This is a genomic window from Mycolicibacterium rutilum (assembly GCF_900108565.1).
Taxonomy (GTDB): domain Bacteria; phylum Actinomycetota; class Actinomycetes; order Mycobacteriales; family Mycobacteriaceae; genus Mycobacterium; species Mycobacterium rutilum.
On record NZ_LT629971.1, the window covers coordinates 617,866 to 639,526 of the forward strand.

Genomic DNA, 21,661 nt, shown 5'->3' on the forward strand with positions numbered 1-21,661 from the left:
TCAATTCCCCCTGACTGGTGACGGCGCCGGCACGCCGTCGCTGAACGGTGTGGGGCGCAACGCCGCGCCGCACCACCACCGGGGCGGCTGGCCGCCGGGATAACGTGCCTCGGTCTGCTGCCATGTCGTGTTGCCCCATACGCGTGCCCGAGCCAGCGTGCGCGGATCCGGAATGGCGTCGCGGCGGATCCATTCCCCGCTGCCGGGCACTCCGCTGTAGAGCAGGAGGTAATCCCGCGCGAAGCGGGGATCGCCGGCGAGGTCGAGGCGGTCCAGTTCGAACCACAGCGCGAACAGTTTGACGAACGTGGGCCGGACGTCGTCGAAGACGTGGTCCCGCAGGCCGGCCATGTCGTCGTCGTGCCAGTACCGGGCGATCCGCTGGTCCGCCAACCCGGAGAGGTCAACGAATCGCATCCGGGAGGTGAGCCCGGTCCCTCCACCGTCGACGGCCAGCAGGCTGGCGTCGCGCAGCCGGAAGATGTCGGCGTATCCGTTCAGCCGATAGCCGTGCGTCTGCGCCACATTGCAGACGCCGACCGTCGGATTCGCGAGGAACAGCCGCTGCCACATGGTGAACTGGTTGATCAGCGAGGCGCCCGCCACGACGATCACCACGACCGTTACGACGCATCCGCGCAACGACAAAGTTGACAACAAGCCGGTGGTGCACGCAACCACGGCCAGCGCCGCCAACGGCCAGATCGGCGTGGCGAACCGCAGCTGTTCCATCCAGTCGGGCCGCAGCACGACGAGCGCGGTGAAAGCCAGCCCGAGGGGGATTCCCAGCATCGCGACCGCGACGCGGTCGATAGCGCCACGCCACACCGCAGCGCCGACGATGGCAATGGCTATGAACGTCGCTGTCAGACCGAGATATTCGGCGACGTCCCAGGCCCGGGCAAGGTCGGACAGGCTTGGCATGCCCTGCTCTTTCGCGCGGGCCGTGTTCGGAAGGTAGTCGCCGAAGGTGAACCAGCGCCACAGCAGGTAGAGACCGGTCGGCGCGGCGAACGCGGCAAGCGCGGTCAGGCAGGATCGCGCGGCGGCGCGGATGCCATAACGGTTGGCGGTGACGGCGATCGCGATGGGAAACGCTGCGGCGTAGATGATGCCGTCCGGCCGGCTGAGCGCAGCGAGCGCGGCGAGACTTCCCACGATGAGCGCGGTTCGGGTATCGGCGAGTCGCTGGTGGACGGCGGCCCGGACCAGGACGGCGGCGATCCCGGTCACCGCCAAAGCGAACAGCGCGTTCTCCAGCCCGCTTGTCGTCCAGATGGTGAAGGACGGGATGGCGGCGGTCAGTGTGCCCGCCACCACGGTGACGAGGAGCGGACGACGGACGAAGACTTGTGCGGCGGCGAACATGGCGGTGAAGATGCCGAAGCAGCACACGAGAGCGACGGCCTTGGGGTACAAGACGACGTCGGAAAGCCCGAATAACGCCCCGCGGTCGAACAATCCGAGCAACCGGCCGATGGCCAGGATCGCGACCCATGCCGGGTTCGAGTAGCCCTCGACGGCTTCGCCGCCGGGCTGCAGGACCGGCCCGGCGCCGGTGGCCAGCGAGCGGGCATAGGCGAAGGACAGACCGGCGTCGTCGACGATCCACGAACCGTAATAGCTTGCATGCAGAGCGGTTGCCGCCGTGGGGATTCCCGCGGCGATGAGCCAGGCGCGGCGAGGCGGTGACGCCGACGGTGTGGTCGCGACGGTCGCGGTTTCTGGTACACGCTCGGCGATCGCGGTCACGTGCTCACCCGGTCAGTGATGTCGCTTCTGCTGGGCGTCTCCCGCTGATCGGTGGCGAAGCGCTGGTGGACAGCGCTTTTCACGGTTTCGGGTAGTCGGCGGATGGTTTCCGGGTCGATGAAGGCGAGGTAGAGCACGAACATCGCGGGTGTGAAGAAGCCGACCGCGACGGTCACCAAGATGATCGAATGCAGCGCGACGCCCGCGGTCAACACGTAGCGCCGGCACCGCCGGTTCCACACCAGGATGCCGATCACGAGTTCGAGGACAAGCGTTCCCCACGTGGCCAGGTTCATCAGTTCCGCGCTCGTGACAACCCAATGCGGCAACGGGATGATCAGCATGTCCTCGAGCCGGAACGCGTAGGACAGGGCGGTGCCCTCGGGCCATTTGTTGCCGGTCATCCGGACCTGGAACGTGGAGATGTAGATCAGTGACAGTTGGAACTGCAACAGTCGCAGCGCCCACGGGGCACGCATCTGCGCGGACCAGAACTTGCCGCCGGCTCGGCGTTGATCGAGAGACAGGGCGGCGCCGCAGGGCGACAAGGCGAGCAGCAGCGCTTCGATACGGAGCAGCGCGTCACCGGAATTGAAGACGAACGGGTTGCGAAACTCGAAGGACAGTACGAGCACAAACACCAGCAGCGCCGCCAATCGGCTGTGCCAGCCGACTGTCAACGCGATCGCTGAGATCAGGAGCAGCGCCCAGCCGATCATCAGCGCGCGATCACCGGCCCAGAACTCGAAGACGCCGTTCTCGTAGGTGCCGCCGCGGTGGGCGGGGACGACGCCGTACGTGCTGAAGAGGTCGTCGAGGTCACCGAGCAGTGAGAGCGTCCAGAGCACGACGATTGCGCCGAAGAGTATGCGGACCGCGCCGAGAGTGTAGGTAGGGGTGGGCCGGAACCAGAAGTGTCGCCAGGCGTTGATCGCTCTCTCTGGCATCGGTTTTGCTGTACTTGAGGCCGGGTTCATGGCCGGCCCTCGAGTGATTCGGAATAGAGCGTCTTCACTCTGGCCGGCAGCGGACCGTCCTTGCCCGGTGGCGGTAGCGGCTGCACACGCAGGAACATCACGGCGTGTACCGGTCGTTCGGCTGCTGTAGTCATCTCGCGGACGACCCAGTGCACGAGGCCTGCCCGAGGTTCGGGTGAGCGGATGACCTGCTCTTTGAGTTTCTGCCATCGGTACCAGGAGAACGGACCCAGGACCTTGTCGCCGGGCTGCCATCTCCAGACGCGGTCGGATGCGTCGGCCATGCGGATTCTGATCTGGATGTCTTCGAGACCGGCGATCGGTTCCGGCGCATACATCTGCCAGTTCTGCTGCATGCCGGCGGCCGCGGCTACGGGTCGCAACGCGGGGGTCATCGCCCGCTTCAGCTCGGAGTTCGGCAGGTTCCACAGCACACCGATGAGGACGACGACGGTGACCAGTGCGCTGATGGCGACCTCGCCGGCGAAGGAGCGCTCGAATCGTCTGCCCAGGGCCGAAAGTCGAGCGTGCACCGAGCGGCGCTTACCGCTCGGTGCACGATGCTTCAGAACCACCAGCCACCGTCGCGGCGCGACAGGCCGAACAGACCGAGGAAGGTGCTGAACAGGCCGGCGAGGAAGGTGACAGTCCGTGAGAACAGGTCACTGAAGATCTCGAAGATCGCGCCGACTGCACCCGTCGAGCCTTCGCCGCTCGTGCCGGACGTGCCGGAGGTACCCGTCGTGCCGGACGTACCGGAGGTGCCAGTCGTGCCGGTCGTGCCCGAGGTGCCGGACGTGCCGGTCGTGCCAGACGTACCTGAAGTCCCTGACGTTCCGCTCGTGCCAGACGTACCTGACGTGCCGCTCGTTCCCGAAGTGCCCGACGTGCCGCTGGTGCCCGAGGTGCCGGATGTACCCGAAGTGCCAGTCGTACCGGAGGTTCCGCTGGTGCCCGATGTACCCGACGTACCGCTCGTGCCGGAGGTCCCTGATGTACCAGAGGTTCCGCTCGTACCGGACGTCCCTGAAGTACCGCTTGTGCCGGACGTACCCGAAGTGCCACTCGTGCCGGAGGTTCCGCTGGTGCCCGATGTACCCGACGTACCGCTGGTACCCGATGTACCGGACGTACCCGAAGTTCCACTCGTACCCGACGTACCGCTGGTACCCGACGTCCCAGACGTGCCGCTGGTGCCGGAGGTCCCGGATGTACCAGAGGTGCCGCTCGTACCGGACGTACCAGACGTGCCGCTCGTACCGGACGTCCCTGATGTACCAGAGGTTCCGCTCGTACCCGAAGTGCCAGACGTACCCGAAGTGCCGGACGTACCGCTGGTACCGGACGTGCCGGAGGTCCCTGATGTACCAGAGGTTCCGCTCGTGCCACCACCGTCGGTGGGGTCCGTACCTACATAGACTTCTTCGCCATCGGAGACCCCGTCGCCATCGCTATCCGGGTTGGCCGGGTCGGTCCCGTAGAAGCCGGACTCGTCATCGTCGTAGAGTCCGTCGCCATCGCTGTCCACTCGACCATCTGACGGATCAGTGGGGTCGTTGTCGTTGAAGACTTCGGCGCCGTCACTGATGCCGTCGCCATCGCTGTCCGGGTTGTCCGGGTCGGTCCCGTATACGTCTGTCTCGTCATCGTCGTAAAGACCGTCGCCGTCACGATCTGGCCGATCCTCACCGCTCGAGCCACTCGACTGACCGCTACTACCACTTGTTCCCGACGTACCGCTCGTTCCCGACGTCCCGCTCGTACCCGACGACGTGCCCGAGGTACCCGACGTACCGCTCGTGCCCGACGACGTGCCGGACGACGTGCTCGAGGTTCCGCTCGACCCACCGTCGGTGGGATCGGACCCTACGAAAACCTCTTCACCGTCGCTTATCCCGTCACCATCACTGTCGGGACTATCGGGATCGGTTCCATAAACATCGGTCTCGTCATCGTCATACAACCCGTCGCCGTCGCGGTCCGGGCGGACCTCGCCGCTTGAACCACTCGACTGCCCACTCGTGCCACTGGTCCCACTACTGGTCCCACTCGAGCCACTCGACTGGCCGCTCGAGCCGCTACTGGTTCCGCTAGAACCTCCACTGCTCGTCCCGCTCGAACCACTACTGGTTCCACTTGAGCCGCCGCTGGAGGTCCCACCATCAGTGGGATCGGACCCTACGAAAACCTCTTCACCGTCGCTGATCCCGTCACCATCACTGTCGGGACTATCGGGATCGGTTCCATAAACATCGGTCTCGTCATCGTCATACAACCCGTCGCCGTCGCGGTCCGGGCGGACCTCGCCGCTTGAACCACTCGACTGCCCACTCGTGCCACTGGTCCCACTACTGGTCCCACTCGAGCCACTCGACTGGCCGCTCGAGCCGCTACTGGTTCCGCTAGAACCTCCACTGCTCGTCCCGCTCGAACCACTACTGGTTCCACTTGAGCCGCCGCTGGAGGTCCCACCATCAGTGGGATCGGACCCTACGAAAACCTCTTCACCGTCGCTGATCCCGTCACCATCGCTGTCGGGGCTATCGGGATCGGTTCCATAAACATCGGTCTCGTCATCGTCATACAACCCGTCGCCGTCGCGGTCCGGGCGGACCTCGCCGCTTGAACCACTCGACTGCCCACTCGTGCCACTGGTCCCACTACTGGTCCCACTCGAGCCACTCGACTGGCCGCTCGAGCCGCTACTGGTTCCGCTGGAACCGCTACTCGTCCCGCTTGAACCACTCGTGCCACCCGACGTGTTCCCACTTGTGCCACCGGAAGTGTTCCCGCTCGAACCCGTCGACCCACTCGACTGCCCGCTCGAGCCCGTCGAACCATCACCAGTCGTCCCACCCGAGGTGTCACCACTCGTGCCGCCCGAGGTGTTCCCGCTCGTCCCACCCGACGTGTTGCCGCTCGTCCCACCTGACGTGTTGCCACTTGTGCCGCCAGACGTGTTCCCGCTCGAACCCGTCGACCCACTCGACTGCCCGCTCGAGCCCGTCGAACCATCACCAGTCGTCCCACCCGAGGTGTTTCCGCTCGTGCCGCCCGAGGTGTTCCCGCTTGTGCCGCCCGAGGTGTTCCCGCTTGTGCCGCCGGACGTGTTGCCGCTCGAACCCGTCGACCCACTCGACTGTCCACTCGAACCGGTCGAACCCGTCGAACCCCCGCTCGAACCTGTCGGCCCAGAGGTGTCACCACTCGACCCGCTCGACGCATCCCCGGTCGTTGCGTTGGCAAGCGCCACCGGCGACGGCGGGTCGGCCGGCTGATAAAGCGTCAGGCCGCACACGGCGAGGCCGCCGGCGAACAACACCGCGCTGCCTTTACGACGCGTGCCCTCCCAATCGCGCTTGGACTCAAGAACCCGTCCATAGGGATCAAGACCTGACACATTGCGGATAGGCATCGTCATCCCCCGATGAACGCTCGGAATCCTGCGGGTTGACGCTAGTGACAGTTCAGATCGCTTGAATCGGGTGTTTCCCTATGTTTCGGACCAGAACTGCGCCTCAGCCGCGGCAGTCACCCGCTGCGCCGGGCATCCTGCCATCTGGCAAACATCGAGCACACCACGCTCCGACGACGATCCGAAGACCGCAAAGACCACCTCGTCGGTCGGGACCGACAACGTCGCCAACAGGGTCACGGGCGCACCCGCCGACGACACCGACGTCGCGCAGTCCTTCAATCTTGCGACGACGCGGTCGAGCGGCTCGTCAGCGATCGCAGGCCGGAACCACTCGACGAGGTAGCGGCCGACCGTGTTCCCGGTCTCCATGGCGTCACCTTAAGGCGGTGATCCTCACCGCGAATCGGGTGTTTCCCTATTCCTCGCCGCCAACATCGGCGTCACGCATCGCTCGGCCCAGCTCCGCTCGCGACCGGATATTGAGCTTCCGGTAGATGCGAGAAAGGTTCGCCTCCACGGTCTTCGGGCTGATGAACAACGCGGCGGCCATCTCCCGGTTCGTGCTTCCGGTTGCGGCGAGCTCCGCTACCCGACGCTCGGAGGCCGTCAATTCGAGTCGGGCCCGGACGCCGCTGGCGCGCTGCAGTTCGGCTCGCACGCGCTCGGCCCACAACGGCGTCCCGATCGCCTCGAACGCCGCCATCGCTGTACGCAATGTCTCAGATGCCAGCTCCCGTCGACGCTGCCGGCGCTGCAGCTGGCCGAGGACAAGCTGCGTACGTGCGAGTTCGAATGGCATAGGAACTCGCGCATGCACGTCGATGGCCTGTTCTGCCTTCTGCAACGCACGAGTGACATCACCCTGCGCTGCCAAAAGCATTGCCCGACAACGCGCTGCGACGGCCACCATCCACGGACGATCGAGCCGCTCTCCGTTTGTCTCCAGCGCCGCCACCATCGGCTCGGCCTCGTCGACACGTCCCAGTGCGATGAGCGCCTCGACCGCATCGGGGATGAACGACGCAGCCGGGATCTCGGTCGCCCTAGGTGCCATTTCGAGGCTGAGCCGCAGGGGCGCGAGCGCCGACAGCGCCGCCTCGTAATTACCCAGCGATACCTCGAGGAAACCGAGCGTCGTAATAGGCCATACCACCAGGAGATTCGCTCCGCACCGCTGGCTCGCATCGAGTGCTGATGCCACAGCGCTGCGCGCACTGTCCTCATGCCCACGATGAGCTTCCACCGTTGCGTGCAGTGTCATCGCGACGAACTCCGGGACGTTGCCGCCGAGCTGTAGTGCCCGCTCCATGGTGTCGTCCGCGATGCGCCGCGCCTCCCCGAGATCCGCTCGCCAGATTTCGACAAGCACGCTGTGCACGGCGACGAACATCAGCTCGTTCTCCTCGCCACGCTCGATGCAGCGGTGACGGATCTGTGCGAGCTCAACGTGCGCGCGATCGAGAGTTCCTGCCCACCCGAGAAGCATCGCGTTCTGCATCCGGGGCCTGAAGCCCATCGGCATTTCGGCGTCGGGATCGTCCAATTCGACTGCTCGCCGCATGCTTTCGTCGTCGAGACCGTCACCCTTCAAGAAGCGCAGCGTCGTCCTCATGCTCAGCGCCTGGCTGATCGGTGAGGCTGATCCCAGCCGCTCCGCGCAGGTGACTGCCTCCTCGATGCTGCGGGTGGCGGAACCGAATTGCCCCGCGTTGTAGCGCGCATACGACAGCGAGATGAGGAGCGTGGTGCGCAGTGCGAGGTCGTCGGCGGCCTCCTCGATCGCCGCCGCCAGGACATCGGCAGCTTCGAGGAAACCGTCGTCGAAGAGATGAACGAAGCCCAATAGACTCGCAGCTTCGGCGCGCAATCGCCCGGGTTCGAGCTCCGCGATGATGTTACGCAACAACTCTCGGGCGTGTGCCGTGTCGCCGGCGGCGAAGTGGTGGCCCGCCGATCGTATGCGACGTTGCGCCGTTTCGCCGCCGAGGCCGATCGCCAACTCGCACAGCTCGGCCGCCGCGGCGGGCGCTCCGCGTGCCCGTGCCGACTCCGCGGCGGAGTCGAGCGCCGCCAAGGTTTGCGCATCCGCGGTGACAGCGGCCAGAGCGAGGTGGCGCGCCTTCAGTTCGGGCTCATCGATGATGCGCGCCAACCGCCGGTGCATACCCCGCCGGTGTGCATTCGACGCGTCGGCGTAGACACCTTTGGTCAACAGTGGATGACTGAACCTCACTGTGTCACCGACAAGTTCGGTGATGCCCTTCTCGTTGGTTTCTTCGAGCAAATGCCGTACCCGGGATTCCGGCATCTCGGTCGCGTCCGCTACCAGTGTCACCGTGGGCTCGGGAAGGCACGCAGCGGCCAGCAGCACCTCGCGGGTGTCTGCGGGTAGGGATTCAATCCTGGTTCGCACGAGCTGGGTGAGGTTGGTGGGCAGTCGTGTCGCCGATGTCGACTGTTGGTCGCCCATCGCTCGGGCCAACTCGATGGCGTAGAACGGGTTTCCGGCAGAGACAGTGAAGATCTCGGTCATTTTCGGCCGCGAGAACGAACGGCCCAGGCGGTCCTGCAGAAGGCGATGGAGCGCACCGATGCTCATCGGCTCCACGTCAACACGAAACAGTCTGTCCGACCGACGCAACGGCAGGTCGACCGCATCGGATCGCATGTCGGGCGATGTCCTCAGGGTCGCCAGGAATCCGACCGCACCGGTCACCCGGCGGGCAGCCGATGCGATGATCCGGGCGCTCGGCGGGTCCAGCCACTGAAGATCGTCGATCGCCACCAGCACTCCGGTCTGTCCCGCGAGGTGCTCCAGCACCGAGACGAAACCCGCGGCGACGGCGCGCTGATCCGTTCCGGGTCCGTCATCTTCGGCCCGTAATAACACCCGGTCAAGGGCCACTGTCTGCGGCACCGGCAGACCCGCGAACACGTCCTTGCCCAGCTTTTCCATCAGAACGCTCAGCGCTGAGTACGCCAGGACGGATTCGGCGGCCGCGGCGCGCGCCGAGAGAACCTCGAACCCGAGCGAAGCGGCCTTTTCCAACGCCGCTCGCCACAGCGTGGTCTTACCGATTCCGGCCTCTCCCTGCAGCACCAGGGCACACGGTTCCTCGCGGACGGCAGCAAGGAACCGGTCGACCGAAGGCGACGCCTGGTGTGGGATCACCTACTGTCCGCTTTCGCCCATCACCCGTCCCAGCTCCGCGCGGGATCGGATGTTGAGTTTGCGGTAGACCCTGGCGAGGTTGGCCTCAACCGTCTTCGGGCTGATGAACAACGCCGCGGCCATCTCCCGGTTGGTGATGCCGGTGATGGCGAGTTCGGCGACGCGGCGCTCCGAAGCGGTGAGTTCCGCCCGCGTGCGGGTACCGCTTGCGCGGGCCAGTTCCGCGCGGGCTCGGTCGGCCCACACCTGCGTGCCGAGGCGTTCGAAGGTGGCCAGCGCATCTTTCATGGTCGCCGATCCGGATTCGCGATGGCGCTGTCTACGTTGCAGTTGCCCGTGGACCAGTTGCGTGCGGGCGAGTTCGAACGGCATCGGCAACCGAGCGTGTTCGGCCAATGCCCGCTCCGCCTCGACGTTCGCTGTTTCCAGGTCGCCTTGCGCAGCATGCAGCAGTGCCCGGCACCTGGCGCCGGTGGCCAGCATCCATGGTCGGTCGAGGCGTCGGCCGTTGCTCTCGAAGATGTCGAGCAGCTCGCCAGCCTCGGCGAAAAGGGCAAGCTGGACCAGCGATTCGACCGCATCGGGTAGGAACGGGGCGATGAAGATCTCGGTGGCGCTCGGCCGCCTCCGAACCTCTGCCAGCCATGGCTTCAGAGCGTCGAGCGCGGCTGCATAGTGACCCAGCGATAAGTCGAGAAAGCCGAGAATGGTGTCGGGCCAGACCGTCACCAAGTCGGGTGAGTCGCATCGCCGGCAGATCTCGGCTGCCTCCTTGGCGTCGTGACGGGCGTCGTCTTCATGGCCCGCGTAGGCAGCGACCGCGGCCCGAAGCATCAGTGCGACCGACAACGGCAGGTCGCGGTCGAGTTGCACTGCTCGCTCCATGGCGTCTTCGGAGGTGGCTTTCGCCGACGTGAAGTCGGCCCGCCAGATCTCGTTCAGTCCGCTGTGGAACGCGAGAATCATCAACTCGCTCTCTTCACCGCGTTCCAGGTAGCCACGCCGGATGCGTTCGAATCGCGTCCGTGCCTCGTCTAGATTGCCCGTAGCAGAGAGTATTTCGGCATTGTGGATACTCGGGCTGAGGAGCGCGGGTAGCGGGCTTGCAGTGTCCTCAACCTCGAGTGCCCGTGCCAGCACCTGCTCATCCAGCCCGTCCCCGAGGAGGAAGTGCACGAGGGCCTGCATACTCAGGGCTTGGCTCAGCACCTGGTGCCGGTCGACGTTTTCGGCGGCGCTGACGGCTTCGTCCGCGCTACGCGCCGCGTCGGCAGGATGCCGCGCGTTGACCTCGGCGAAGGCCAGCGGGATCAAGATGCCCGCCCGCAACGCGTCATCGTCACCGACGTGCTCCAGTGCGTCGGTGAGAAGCTCAGCGGCTTCCCGCGAACTCCCGTCGAGCAGACTCCACAACCCGAGCAGCCGCAGCGCCTCAGCCTTCAGCCGCGTGGGTCCGCTTCCCGCGATGACCGTCTCGAGGATGGTGCGTGCCCGCCCGGCGTCACCGGAGTTGAAATGGTATGAGGCGGAGAGCAACTGACGTTGGGGCGTGTCGCCGCCAAGGTCGATGGCCATGTCGAGCAGTTCAGCCGCGCCGGCCGGTGCGCCCCGGATTCGGAGCGTGCCGGCCGCTTCGTCGAGCGCACGCAGGGTCTGTTCGTCCCCACGTTCCGCCGCCAGCGCGAGATGTCGTGCTTTCAACTCCTGCTCCTCGACGAGCGCGGCGAGGCGCTGATGCATGCCGCGGCGCCGGCCGGCGGCGGCGGCACTGTAGACGCCGTGCGCCAGGATCGGATGAGTGAAAGCGACGCGACCGCCGGAGATTTCGATGATTCCATCGTCGACGGCCGAATCCAGTGCGGCGACGATGGCGTCGGTATCGACACCACAGGCTCGTGACGCCATCTCGATGGTGGGCTGAGCCAGGCAGGCGACGGCCAGCAGAGCTTGTTGGGCATCTTCTGCCAGGTTGGCCAGCCGCGCTCGAACCAGTTCGGTCAGGGATCTCGGCAGGATCGATGGGTCGCGGGCGCCGTCCCCCGTCGCTCGTGCCAGTTCGAGTGCGTAGAACGGGTTTCCACCGGATATCTGGTGAATGCGCAGCAGCCGTGGCCGGGCGAATGACCGGCCGAGTCGCTGTGAAATGACGGCGTGCAGGGCCCCCGGGCTCAACGGTGGAAGATGGATGTTGCGCAGTTCGTCCGGTTCCTGCAACCGCAGCAGATCGGGTTCGGCCTCGGCCTGGGGGTCCGTTCGTACTGTGGCGAGAAAGCCGATCGGACCGACGACGCGGCGCACCGCCGACGACACGATGAGCCTGCTCGGTTGGTCGAGCCACTGGAGGTCGTCGATCGCGAGCAGGACGGGTCTGCGCTGCGCCAGGTATTCGGTCACCGCGACGAACGCGGCGGCGACCGCCCGCTGGTCGGACACGGGCCCCCGGGGCGTCGCCCGGGACAGCACCCGGTCGATCGCCAGGCGTTGCGGCGACGGCAGACCGGCGAAGGCGTCATCGTCGACACCATCGAGCAGCGCGGCGAGTGCGCCGTAGGTCAGCACCGAGTCCGCCGACGAGGCGCGTGCCGACAGCACCTGGAAGCCGGCCTCCCGCGCCTGCTGCAGCGCCGCGAGCCACACCGTGGTCTTTCCGATGCCCGCCTCGCCCCGCAGCACCAGTGCTGCGGGTTTGATGGCCGCGGCAGCAAGAAAGTCCGCGACCGCCCGCACTTCCCCCGCGCGGCTCACCACGTGGGTGGCCATCCGTCAATACTCGCAGTCAGCTAAGCGTTGCGCGACTCGATTGCCTCGACTGCACGGTCAAAATGTGCCAAACGACAGAATTGGCAACGTCTACACCGTCTCCTGCTCGCCGTAGCGACCGGGGTTGAACAGGGAGGCGACCGCGCCGACAGCCATCATGGCCGCGGCGGCGACGAACACCACCACCAGACCGGAGTGAAACGGCTCGGTGATCAGATGGGGGAAGAACGTCTGGCCGGTGAGCGCCTCGGCGTTGACTCCGGGTTGCTGCAGCGCATGGGACGGCTCCAGTAATTCGGCCATCGGGTTGTAACCGAGGAAGGCGGCGAACAGGCTACCGACCGGCGGCAGGTTCGCGACGTCGTGGGCCACCGACGCCGATACACCCTGCGCTTGCAAACCGGCGCTCATGGCGGTCGGCAAGGTGTTGGCCAACCCGACGATCATCAACGAGAAGAAGATGCCGATCGACAGCGAGGATCCGGCGTTGAAGAACGTCGCCCGCACGCCCGAGGCGGCACCGCGTTCGGCCGCGGGGACACTCGACATGATGGCGGCGGTGTTGGGTGCGGTGAAGATGCCGCCGCCGAGTCCGTTGAGGAAGACCAGCACCGCGAACACCCAGTAGTTGAAGTCGACCGGGATCATCACCAGCGCGATGAAGGTGAGTCCCATCAGCAGCATCCCGCCGACGGTGAAGGCCCGCGCGCCGAAGCGGTCGGCCAGCGATCCCGCCAGCGGCGCGGACGCGAGGAACCCGAACGTCATCGGCAGCAGATAGATGCCCGCCCACAATGGTGTCGACTCGAAGCTGTAGCCGTGCAACGGAAGCCAGATGCCCTGCAGCCAGATGATGAGCATGAACTGCAGCCCGCCTCGGCCCACCGACGACATCAGTCCGGCGAGGTTGCCCATGCCGAACGACGCCGACCGGAACAGTCGGATGTTGACCATCGGCTGGGCCACCCGCAGTTCAATGATGCAGAACCCAACCAACAACAGCAGCCCGCCGACGATGCCCCCGAGCACCCACGGGTTCGTCCACCCCGTCGTCGAATTCCCGTACGGCTGAATGCCGTAGGTGATGCCGGTCAGCAGGGCGGTCAGCCCGATGCCGAAGGTGAGAGTGCCCGCCCAGTCCAGCTTGCCCGGAGTGCGCACGCCGACTTCCCGCAGCGACCGGTAGCTCCAGATTGTGCCGAGCACCCCGATCGGCACCCCGACCCAGAAGATGGCCTGCCAGTGGATCTCGGACAGCACGCCGCCGATGAGCAGGCCGAGGAACGAGCCTGCCACCGCGGCGACCATGTTGACGCCCAACGCCATTCCGCGCTGGTTCGACGGGAACGCATCGGTCAGGATGGCCCCCGACGACGCCATCAGCATCGCCCCGCCGACCCCTTGCACCACGCGCCAGCCGATCAGCCACAGCGCGCCGGCGTCGAGGTGGAACGGGTCGACCGACAGGGCGATCGCCGCGACCGTGAACACCACGAAGCCGAGGTTGTAGATGCGCACCCGGCCGAACATGTCGCCGAGCCGGCCGAAGAACACCACGAGCACAGCGGTCACCACGAGGTAGCCCATCAGCATCCACAGCAGATAGCTGACGTTCGCCGGGGCCAGTGGGTTCAGCCCGATGCCGCGGAAGATGGCCGGCAGCGAGATCAACACGATCGAGGCGTTGATCGACGCCAGCAGCATGCCCAGCGTCGTGTTCGACAGCGCGACCCACTTGTATCGCGGATGGTCGTGGTCGATGCGCATGCGGCGGCGCGCAGTTGTGGCGAGTGCCGTGTCCGCCGCAGTGGCGGGAATGCCCGTATCGAGTTCAGCCATTTGCCTTATCTGCCCTATGCCAATCGGAGCGCCCCGGAGGGCACAAAACACATATATTACCTATGTAAACCTTGGACGGGCAATTCGTGTTCGGCCTCCCCATCAGGGGTCTGCTGCGCTAACGTGACCAACGTCCACACACGGGAGCGCGCACCAGTGCGCTGAGAGGACGGGTGGGCCCGTCGACCGTACGAACCTGACCGGGTAATGCCGGCGTAGGGAGATGCTCGAATGACCGATGTTGTCGTCAATCCGTCTGTGACCACCGGCCCCGTCGAGGGCAGCGTCAAGCACTACCGCGACCTCGACGGCGTGCCCGGCGCGAAGGTGCCGTTCCGGCGGGTGAACCTGTCGAACGGCGAACACCTCGACCTGTACGACACCTCGGGGCCGTACACCGATTCGACGGCCCACTTCGACCTGCACGCCGGCCTGCCGCCGCGCCCGGGCGTGGTGCGCGAGCGCGGCACCCAGTTGCAGCGGGCGCGCGCCGGCGAGATCACCGCCGAGATGGCGTTCATCGCCGCGCGCGAGGGCGTGCCTGCGGAACTGGTCCGCGACGAGGTGGCCCGCGGCCGTGCGGTCATCCCCGCCAACCACAACCATCCCGAGTCCGAGCCGATGATCATCGGCAAGGCGTTCGCGGTGAAAGTCAATGCCAATATCGGCAATTCGGCCGTCACCAGTTCGATCGCCGAAGAGGTGGACAAGATGGTCTGGGCGACGCGCTGGGGTGCCGACACGATCATGGACCTGTCCACCGGCCGCGACATCCACACCACCCGGGAGTGGATATTGCGCAACTCCCCGGTTCCCGTCGGAACCGTGCCGATCTACCAGGCCCTGGAGAAGGTCAACGGCGATCCCGTCGCGCTGACGTGGGAGCTGTACCGCGACACCGTGATCGAGCAGTGTGAGCAGGGCGTCGACTACATGACCGTGCACGCCGGGGTGCTGCTGCGCTATGTGCCGCTGACCGCCAAGCGCGTCACCGGCATCGTCAGTCGCGGCGGGTCGATCATGGCGGCGTGGTGCCTGGCGCATCACCGTGAATCGTTCCTCTACACGCACTTCGACGAGCTGTGCGAGATCCTGCAGCGCTACGACGTGACGTTCTCACTCGGCGACGGCCTGCGGCCGGGTTCGATCGCCGACGCCAACGATGCCGCCCAGTTCGCGGAGTTGAGAACGTTGGGCGAATTGACGAAGGTCGCGAAATCCCATGGCGTGCAGGTGATGATCGAGGGACCGGGTCACGTCCCGATGCACAAGATCGTCGAGAACGTCCGCCTCGAAGAAGAGCTGTGCGAAGAGGCCCCGTTCTACACCCTGGGCCCGCTGACCACCGACATAGCGCCGGCCTATGACCACATCACCAGCGCCATCGGCGCGGCGATCATCGCGCAGGCCGGCACCGCGATGCTCTGTTACGTCACGCCCAAGGAGCATCTGGGCCTGCCCGACCGCAAGGACGTCAAGGAAGGGGTGATCGCCTACAAGATCGCCGCGCACGCCGCAGATCTGGCCAAGGGACACCCCCGAGCGCAGGAACGCGACGACGCATTGTCGCGGGCGCGCTTCGAGTTCCGGTGGAACGACCAGTTCGCTCTGTCGCTCGACCCCGACACCGCACGGGACTTCCACGACGAGACTCTGCCCGCCGCGCCGGCCAAGACCGCGCACTTCTGCTCGATGTGCGGCCCGAAGTTCTGCTCCATGCGCATCACGCAGGATGTCCGGGACTACGCCGCCAAGCACGGCCTCGACAGTGAGGAGGCGATCGAAGCCGCGATGGAACAGGGAATGGTCGAGAAGTCCCGGGAGTTCGCCGAACACGGCAACCGCGTCTATCTTCCAATGGCATGAGCTACCTGCCACTGCCCGAACCCGGCAGCACACCGGTGCGCGTCATGACCATCGCCGGCTCCGACTCCGGCGGCGGCGCAGGCATCCAGGCCGACATGCGCACCTTTGCGCTGCTCGGGGTGCACAGCTTGGTCGCGGTGACGGCGGTGACCGTACAGAACTCGATGGGCGTCAAGGGGTTCCATGAGATCCCGGTCGACGTGATCGCCGGACAGATCGAGGCCGTCGCCTCCGACATCGGTGTGCAGGCCGCCAAGACCGGGATGCTGGCGTCCTCGGAGATCATCGACACCATCGCCCGGACGTGGCGCGGGCATGGTCTGGCGGGCACCGTCCCCCTGGTCGTCGATCCGGTGTGCGCGTCCATGCACGGCGACCCGCTGCTGCATCCCAGCGCGCTCGATTCGCTGCGCACGCAACTGTTCCCGCTGGCCACACTGGTGACGCCGAACCTCGACGAGGTGCGCCTGCTCACCGGCATAGAGGTCGTCGATTCGTCATCCCAGCGCGACGCGGCGCGCGCACTGCATGCGCTCGGGCCGCAGTGGGCGCTGGTCAAGGGCGGGCACCTGCGGGCATCACCGCACAGCCCGGACCTGTTGTTCGACGGCACCGACTTCCACGAGTTCGACGCCACCCGCATCGACACCGGACACGACCACGGCGCCGGCGACACCTTGGCGGCGGCGACCGCCAGCGCGCTGGCTCACGGCTACACCGTGCCCGACGCCGTCGCGTTCGGGAAGCGATGGGTCACCGAATGTCTGCGCGCCGCATACCCATTGGGTCACGGCCACGGTCCGGTGTCGGCGCTGTTCCGGCTCGCCGAATGAACCTCGAGCAGATCGCGGGTATCGCCCACCGCCCCGATGCCGCACCAGCCGGTGTCGTCGTGCTGACGCACGGCGCGGGTGGCAGCCGAGACGCGCCGCTCCTCACCCGGATCTGCGACGAGTGGGCCCGCCGCGGTTGGCTCGCGGTGCGCTACAACCTCCCGTACCGGCGGCGCCGGCCCAAAGGCCCGCCGTCCGGCTCGGCGGCCGCGGACCAGGCCGGCGTCGCCGAAGTGATTGCCGTCGCCAAGACGCTGGCCGACGGGCCCGTCGTCGCCGGCGGGCATTCCTACGGCGGCCGGATGACCTCGATGGTCGCCGCCGGGGAGAATCCGGGCATCGACGTGCTCACGCTGTTCTCCTATCCCCTGCACCCGCCCGGCAAGCCGGAACGCGCCCGCACCGAGCACCTGCCGCAGATCGCGGCGCCGACCGTGTTCACTCACGGCACCGCCGACCCGTTCGGCACGATCGACGAGCTGCGGGCGGCCGCCACGCTGCTCACCGTGCCTACCGAGATCGTCGAAATCACCGGCGCGCGACACGATCTGGGCTCCAAGAAGCTCGACGTGCCCGCCCTCGCGGTGGATGCAGCGCTACGGCTGCTCGACGAGCGCTGACAGATTGGTCAGCTAACCGGCATTCGCCGCGATACGGTGACTCGCGTGACCACTCCGCCGGGCCCGCCACCACCGCCGCCACCACCGCCGGGGTCCTACCCCGGGCCGCCGCAGGGCTCCTACCCGCCCCCACCGCAGGGCTCTTACCCGCCCCCACCGCCCCCGCCGCCCGCGCCGTACTCCGACCCCTCGGCCGCCTACTACGCACCGCCGCCGAAAAAGTCCCGCAAGGCTCTCTACACCGTGCTCGGCGTAGTGGCCGCGCTCGTCCTGGTCCTCGTCGGCGGCGGGACACTGCTGTACCTCCTCGTCGGCAAGGGCACCGTCACCGCGACCGATGTCAAGGTGGGCGACTGCCTGCGCGACATCCCGGGCGACACCAAGGTGCTGACCGTGCAGACCGTCGCATGCGACCAGACGCACGCGGGCGAGGTGTTCGCCGTGCTGCTGATGCCCGAAGGCGACTTCCCCGGCCAGCCCGCGATCGACGACTACGCCGACAAGTGCAGTCCCGAACTGGCCGCGTACTCCCCCGAGGCGATGCTCGATGACTCGGTGCAGATGTACGTGCTCTACCCCACCGCCGAGACGTGGGCGGAGGGCGACCGGGCCGTGACCTGCATCGCGACGCTCGACCCGCCGCGCAGCGGGTCGCTCAAAGGGTGACGCCGCGACCGGAGCCGTGCGGGCCCTAACCGGTACCTGAGGTACCGTTTCGGCATGACTTCGGAACAATTCGACGCCGTCATCGTGGGCGCCGGTTTCGGGGGGATCGGCGCCGCCATCCAGCTCAAACGGATGGGGTACGAGAACTTCGTCATTCTCGACCGCGAGGACGACCTGGGCGGGACCTGGCACGTCAACCACTACCCCGGCCTGGCGGTCGACGTGCCCACCACCACCTACTCCTACTTCTTCGAGCCGAACCCGAACTGGTCGCGGCTGTTCTCCACCGGCAACGAGATCAAGCAGTACGCCGGCGACGTCGCCGACAAGTACGACGTGCGCAGGCACATGCGGTTCAACACGTCGGTCGAAAGCGCTCGCTGGGACGAGGAGTCCGAGGTCTGGCGGGTGACCCTGGCCAACGGTGACACGCTGAGCACCCGCTACCTGATCACCGCGACGGGCTTCCTGTCGCAGCCGCACATGCCCGACATCCCGGGGATCACCGGCTTCGCCGGCAAGATCATCCACACCACCGACTGGGACGACTCCTACGATCCGCAGGGGCGCCGCGTGGCGATCATCGGCACCGGCGCGACGGCGGTGCAGCTGATCCCCGAACTGGCGAAGAAGGCCGCCGACCTGACGGTCTACCAGCGCACGCCGATCTGGGTGGTGCCGAAGCTGGACTTCCGGTTCTCCGCGCGCGCCAAGCGGCTCTTCGCTCGGATCCCGTTGACGCAGCGGGTGGTTCGTGCCGTCACCGACATGCTGTATGAGTTCTTCGTCTACGTCGGCCTGCACCACCGGCAGACCCTGTTCCGCCGGCTCAACATCGCGGCGTCGGACCTGGCGAAGATGCACCGGTTCTTCTCGATACGCGATCCCGAGTTGCGCAGAAAACTCACCCCGGACTACGACTTCGGCTGCAAGCGCCCGACGTTCTCCAACAGCTATTACCGCGTCTTCACCAAACCCCATGTGCACCTGCAGAGCTCGGGTATCCAGCGTGTCGATGCAGACGGCATCGTCAACAACGACGGCACCAAGACCGAGATCGACACGCTGGTGCTGGCGACCGGCTTCGACCTGTGGGAGGCGAACTTCCCCGCGATCGAGATCATCGGCCGCGACGGGCGCAACCTCGGAAAGTGGTGGCGCGAGACGCGGTTCCAGGCCTACCAGGGCATCACCGTGCCGTACTTCCCGAACTACCTCAGTCTGGCCAGCCCCTACGCCTTCCTCGGGTTGAACTTCTTCAACACGATGGAGTACCAGATGCGCCACATGGAGCGGCTCTTCGGCGAGGTGAAGCGGCGCGGCGCGGCCACGTTCGAGATCACCGAGGAAGCCAACACCCGCTACCTGGACCGGATGACGGAGTTGATCGGCGACTCGGTGTTCACCGTGGGCAACTGCGCGACATCGCGGTCGTACTATTTCAACCCGAGCGGCGAGGCCACTCTGCTGCGGCCGATGTCCACGCGCACCGCCATCAAAGAAGCCTCGCAGTACCCGTTGAGCGACTATCGCATTGCGTGATCAGAAGGGAACATCAGTGTCATCTCAGGAATCGGGCGGCGGTTCGCGAATTGCCACGCTGGCGGGTCTGGGCGTCGCCGGCGTCGGCCTGTCGCATTTCGTCAAGCCGGAACTGTTCGAATCGGTGACCGCGCAGCCCTTTCCACGCAACACCCGCCAGTTCATCTACGTCAACGGCGGCATCGAGACCGCACTCGGTCTCGGGCTGGCCGCCCGCAAGACCCGCAAGCTCGCACTGCTGGGGACCGTCGGGTACCTGGCCTACTTGGCGGGCAACGCGGCACGCAACCGGTAACGGCCCAACAGCGTCACGTCGAGTATCCGCTGCAGCACCGCACGGTTCTGCGGCGAGTTCGTGTACCGCATCAGCCGACCGAGGTCGATCACCAGCGACATCGCGGCATGCACGGCGAAACGTGCTTGTGCGGGCGTCCATTCGGGTCGCACGGCGACGACCAGATCGACGATGGACTCGACGGTCGAGCGCTGCATGTTGCGCAGGATCTTCTGATCCGTCGGCGACATGTTGAGCCGCTCGGTGTAGTAGACGTAATCGAGTTCCGGTTGGGCGAACGACCGCGCCACGTACGCGTCGATGACGGCGGTCAGCGCGTCCTCGCTGTCGGGGATCGCGGTGGTGATCGCGGTCAGTTCGTCTGAGAGGCGGTCGGCTGCGCGCCGGAACGCGGCGGCGAGGATGTCACTCTTGCCGGCGAAGTACCGGTAGATCCCTGAGGCGGGCATGCCGACCGCGGCGGCGATGTCCTCCATACCGGTGTCCCGGTAGCCCTTGTTGTTGAACAGCCGCATCGACTCGGTGAGCAGCGCCTCGTACTTCGACGACTCGACACTCGCCGTCGACACCGGCGCGGCCGGCTCGCCGACGGTGTCAGTGCTGCCCGGCAGTTCGGTGGCCATCAACGCCGTCGCCAGCTCGGCGAGCAGCGCCCGCACCTGAACGGCCGGCAGCTTGGCGCGATGGTCGACGATGCTGCCGATCACCGAGAGCACCGAGATCGACAGCGTCCACCGCTGCCGCGACGTCAGGTCCGGGCGCAGCGCGCGAAGCGGGCGTTGCAGCCGGTGGTTGACCGTGCGCATCTGCGCGATGAGCGACGCCTGGTCGTCGCCGCGCAGATACCGGCCCTCCCAGCGGTACAGGCCGCCGGATTCCCGGTTGGCCATCGCGGTGTCGATGAGTCCCGACACCAGCCGGCGCAGCTCGTCGTGCGGATCGTCGAACTCGGTGCCGTCGGCGAACGCGGTGCAGTCCACCAGCTGTTGGCCCAGGTTCAGCACCGCGTCGCGAAAGAGGTCGTACTTGCTGGCGTAGTGCCGGTACAGCGCGGCCGCTGAGATCCCCACCCTCGAGGCGATGGCCTCCATGCTCACGCCGTGAAAGCCCAGCGCACTGAACGCCTCGGCCGATGCCCGGGCGATCTGCGCTTTGCGGTCCTTCGGCCGGCGCCGAACCGCGTCACCACTCGCCGGCCGGGTGCGCGACATGGCAACACGATAACGGACCGGGCCGCCGCACAACGGCCGGCTGCGGTTGCCGATAATCGTCAAACCCGTCACACTCGACGGAATCACTATTAACATATTGTCGTGTCCGGCACGTTGAGGAAGGTCCTGAGCTTTCAGGTCGCGATCGGCGAGTTGATCGCGGTGGCGCTCATCGTCGGCACCCCGTATCTGCTCGTCGGAGTCTTCTGGTCGACGACACACACCGACCACCTACGCGACATGGACGGCGCTGACCTGGTTGTTTCGTACCTCGGGTCGATCGTGTCGTGGCCCGTGCTGCTGGTTGCGGACGTTTGTATGACATGAATGGGGGTCTGTCTTGTCCCAACGCCACCACCGCCTCGCCTACACCGGGATCATCGCCGCCGTCGTCCTGATCATCGGGCTGCTCGCCATGAACTTCCCGGTCTTCCTCGACAGCTATGACCAGTACGGCTGGCAGATCAGGTGCGGGACCGGCTATCTCACCGATCTCACGCAGGCCGCCGCCGCGGTCGGCGACGCCGACTACGTCGATCAGTGCGAAAGCGCGTTGCTCATCCGCCGGATGTGGACGATGCCGATGACCGTCATCGGCGGCACCGTACTGCTCGCGGTGCTCGTCGCCTCCGCGACCACGTCGGCCCGTGATTCCTTGATGCCGCACCACGACGACGCCCCGCACCACCACAACGCCTGAAATACGATTC

Annotated in this window: 18 protein-coding genes, 1 pseudogene and 1 riboswitch; of the genes and pseudogenes, 10 read left to right on the plus strand and 9 right to left on the minus strand. The window is 66.4% G+C overall.

Annotation, left to right across the window (positions count from 1 at the left end):
- The 3 genes from BLW81_RS03055 to BLW81_RS29200 are packed head-to-tail and all read right to left on the minus strand — an operon-like array spanning position 1 to position 3,304.
- A complete protein-coding gene (locus tag BLW81_RS03055; RefSeq protein ID WP_083405928.1) occupies positions 1 to 1,752 on the minus strand; it encodes a hypothetical protein in 1,752 nt (583 codons plus the stop codon).
- Complete coding sequence (locus BLW81_RS03060; protein WP_157897560.1) at positions 1,749 to 2,699, minus strand: HTTM domain-containing protein; 951 nt, start codon at positions 2,697 to 2,699, stop codon at positions 1,749 to 1,751. The genes BLW81_RS03055 and BLW81_RS03060 overlap by 4 nt, the downstream gene beginning before the upstream one ends.
- Before the next feature lie 26 nt (positions 2,700 to 2,725).
- Positions 2,726 to 3,304, minus strand: coding sequence for a hypothetical protein (locus BLW81_RS29200; protein ID WP_157897561.1), 579 nt, complete (start codon positions 3,302 to 3,304; stop codon positions 2,726 to 2,728).
- 42 nt (positions 3,305 to 3,346) lie between these two features.
- Here BLW81_RS29200 and BLW81_RS29820 point away from each other — a divergent pair, with 42 nt between their 5' ends.
- Positions 3,347 to 4,147, plus strand: coding sequence for a hypothetical protein (locus BLW81_RS29820; RefSeq protein ID WP_157897562.1), 801 nt, complete (start codon positions 3,347 to 3,349; stop codon positions 4,145 to 4,147).
- 2 nt (positions 4,148 to 4,149) lie between these two features.
- Here BLW81_RS29820 and BLW81_RS30250 read toward each other — a convergent pair.
- Positions 4,150 to 5,316, minus strand: a pseudogene (locus BLW81_RS30250) (hypothetical protein); the annotation flags it as partial.
- A 58-nt stretch (positions 5,317 to 5,374) separates the two neighbouring features.
- Here BLW81_RS30250 and BLW81_RS03070 point away from each other — a divergent pair.
- Positions 5,375 to 6,007, plus strand: coding sequence for a hypothetical protein (locus BLW81_RS03070; RefSeq protein WP_083405930.1), 633 nt, complete (start codon positions 5,375 to 5,377; stop codon positions 6,005 to 6,007).
- Between the two features lie 215 nt (positions 6,008 to 6,222).
- Here the strand turns inward: BLW81_RS03070 and BLW81_RS03075 are convergent, their stop codons facing one another.
- The 4 genes from BLW81_RS03075 to BLW81_RS03090 all read right to left on the minus strand — a co-directional run bounded on the left by BLW81_RS03075 (position 6,223) and on the right by BLW81_RS03090 (position 13,918).
- Entirely contained in the window at positions 6,223 to 6,516 is a 294-nt protein-coding gene (locus BLW81_RS03075) for a hypothetical protein (protein WP_083405931.1), read from the minus strand.
- Between the two features lie 46 nt (positions 6,517 to 6,562).
- Positions 6,563 to 9,319 carry a LuxR C-terminal-related transcriptional regulator gene (locus BLW81_RS03080; RefSeq protein ID WP_083405932.1) on the minus strand — a complete coding sequence of 919 codons (2,757 nt, stop codon included), beginning with the start codon at positions 9,317 to 9,319 and terminating at the stop codon, positions 6,563 to 6,565.
- Positions 9,320 to 12,079, minus strand: coding sequence for a helix-turn-helix transcriptional regulator (locus tag BLW81_RS03085; protein ID WP_083405933.1), 2,760 nt, complete (start codon positions 12,077 to 12,079; stop codon positions 9,320 to 9,322).
- A gap of 90 nt (positions 12,080 to 12,169) precedes the next feature.
- Positions 12,170 to 13,918, minus strand: coding sequence for an MFS transporter (locus BLW81_RS03090; RefSeq protein ID WP_083405934.1), 1,749 nt, complete (start codon positions 13,916 to 13,918; stop codon positions 12,170 to 12,172).
- A 130-nt stretch (positions 13,919 to 14,048) separates the two neighbouring features.
- Positions 14,049 to 14,158, plus strand: a riboswitch (TPP riboswitch).
- Here BLW81_RS03090 and thiC point away from each other — a divergent pair.
- From thiC to BLW81_RS03120, 6 genes are all read left to right on the plus strand, one after another.
- Positions 14,150 to 15,784 carry a phosphomethylpyrimidine synthase ThiC gene (gene thiC, locus BLW81_RS03095; protein ID WP_083405935.1) on the plus strand — a complete coding sequence of 545 codons (1,635 nt, stop codon included), beginning with the start codon at positions 14,150 to 14,152 and terminating at the stop codon, positions 15,782 to 15,784. (Overlaps the previous riboswitch by 9 nt.)
- Positions 15,781 to 16,617 (plus strand): bifunctional hydroxymethylpyrimidine kinase/phosphomethylpyrimidine kinase, encoded by an 837-nt coding sequence (gene thiD / locus BLW81_RS03100; protein ID WP_083405936.1) that lies wholly within the window; start codon positions 15,781 to 15,783, stop codon positions 16,615 to 16,617. Before thiC ends, thiD begins: the two co-directional genes overlap by 4 nt.
- Positions 16,614 to 17,237 (plus strand): alpha/beta hydrolase family protein, encoded by a 624-nt coding sequence (locus tag BLW81_RS03105; protein WP_083405937.1) that lies wholly within the window; start codon positions 16,614 to 16,616, stop codon positions 17,235 to 17,237. The genes thiD and BLW81_RS03105 overlap by 4 nt, the downstream gene beginning before the upstream one ends.
- A 45-nt stretch (positions 17,238 to 17,282) precedes the next feature.
- On the plus strand, positions 17,283 to 17,903 hold the full coding sequence (locus tag BLW81_RS03110) for a septum formation family protein (RefSeq protein WP_083405938.1): 621 nt from the start codon (positions 17,283 to 17,285) through the stop codon (positions 17,901 to 17,903).
- 54 nt (positions 17,904 to 17,957) lie between these two features.
- Complete coding sequence (locus BLW81_RS03115) at positions 17,958 to 19,445, plus strand: flavin-containing monooxygenase (RefSeq protein ID WP_083405939.1); 1,488 nt, start codon at positions 17,958 to 17,960, stop codon at positions 19,443 to 19,445.
- 16 nt (positions 19,446 to 19,461) lie between these two features.
- Positions 19,462 to 19,740, plus strand: a complete 279-nt coding sequence (locus BLW81_RS03120) for a DoxX-related protein (RefSeq protein WP_083405940.1) — start codon at positions 19,462 to 19,464, stop codon at positions 19,738 to 19,740.
- On the opposite strand, the gene BLW81_RS03125 is transcribed toward BLW81_RS03120, so the two are convergent.
- Positions 19,707 to 20,951 carry a TetR/AcrR family transcriptional regulator gene (locus tag BLW81_RS03125; protein ID WP_157897563.1) on the minus strand — a complete coding sequence of 415 codons (1,245 nt, stop codon included), beginning with the start codon at positions 20,949 to 20,951 and terminating at the stop codon, positions 19,707 to 19,709. The genes BLW81_RS03120 and BLW81_RS03125 overlap by 34 nt on opposite strands.
- Positions 20,952 to 21,053: 102 nt before the next feature.
- Between BLW81_RS03125 and BLW81_RS03130 the strand changes: the two genes are divergently transcribed.
- Both BLW81_RS03130 and BLW81_RS03135 read left to right on the plus strand, forming a co-directional pair.
- Entirely contained in the window at positions 21,054 to 21,278 is a 225-nt protein-coding gene (locus tag BLW81_RS03130) for a hypothetical protein (RefSeq protein ID WP_083405942.1), read from the plus strand.
- A 13-nt stretch (positions 21,279 to 21,291) separates the two neighbouring features.
- Positions 21,292 to 21,651, plus strand: a complete 360-nt coding sequence (locus tag BLW81_RS03135; protein ID WP_083405943.1) for a hypothetical protein — start codon at positions 21,292 to 21,294, stop codon at positions 21,649 to 21,651.
- The last annotated feature ends 10 nt before the right edge of the window (positions 21,652 to 21,661 follow it).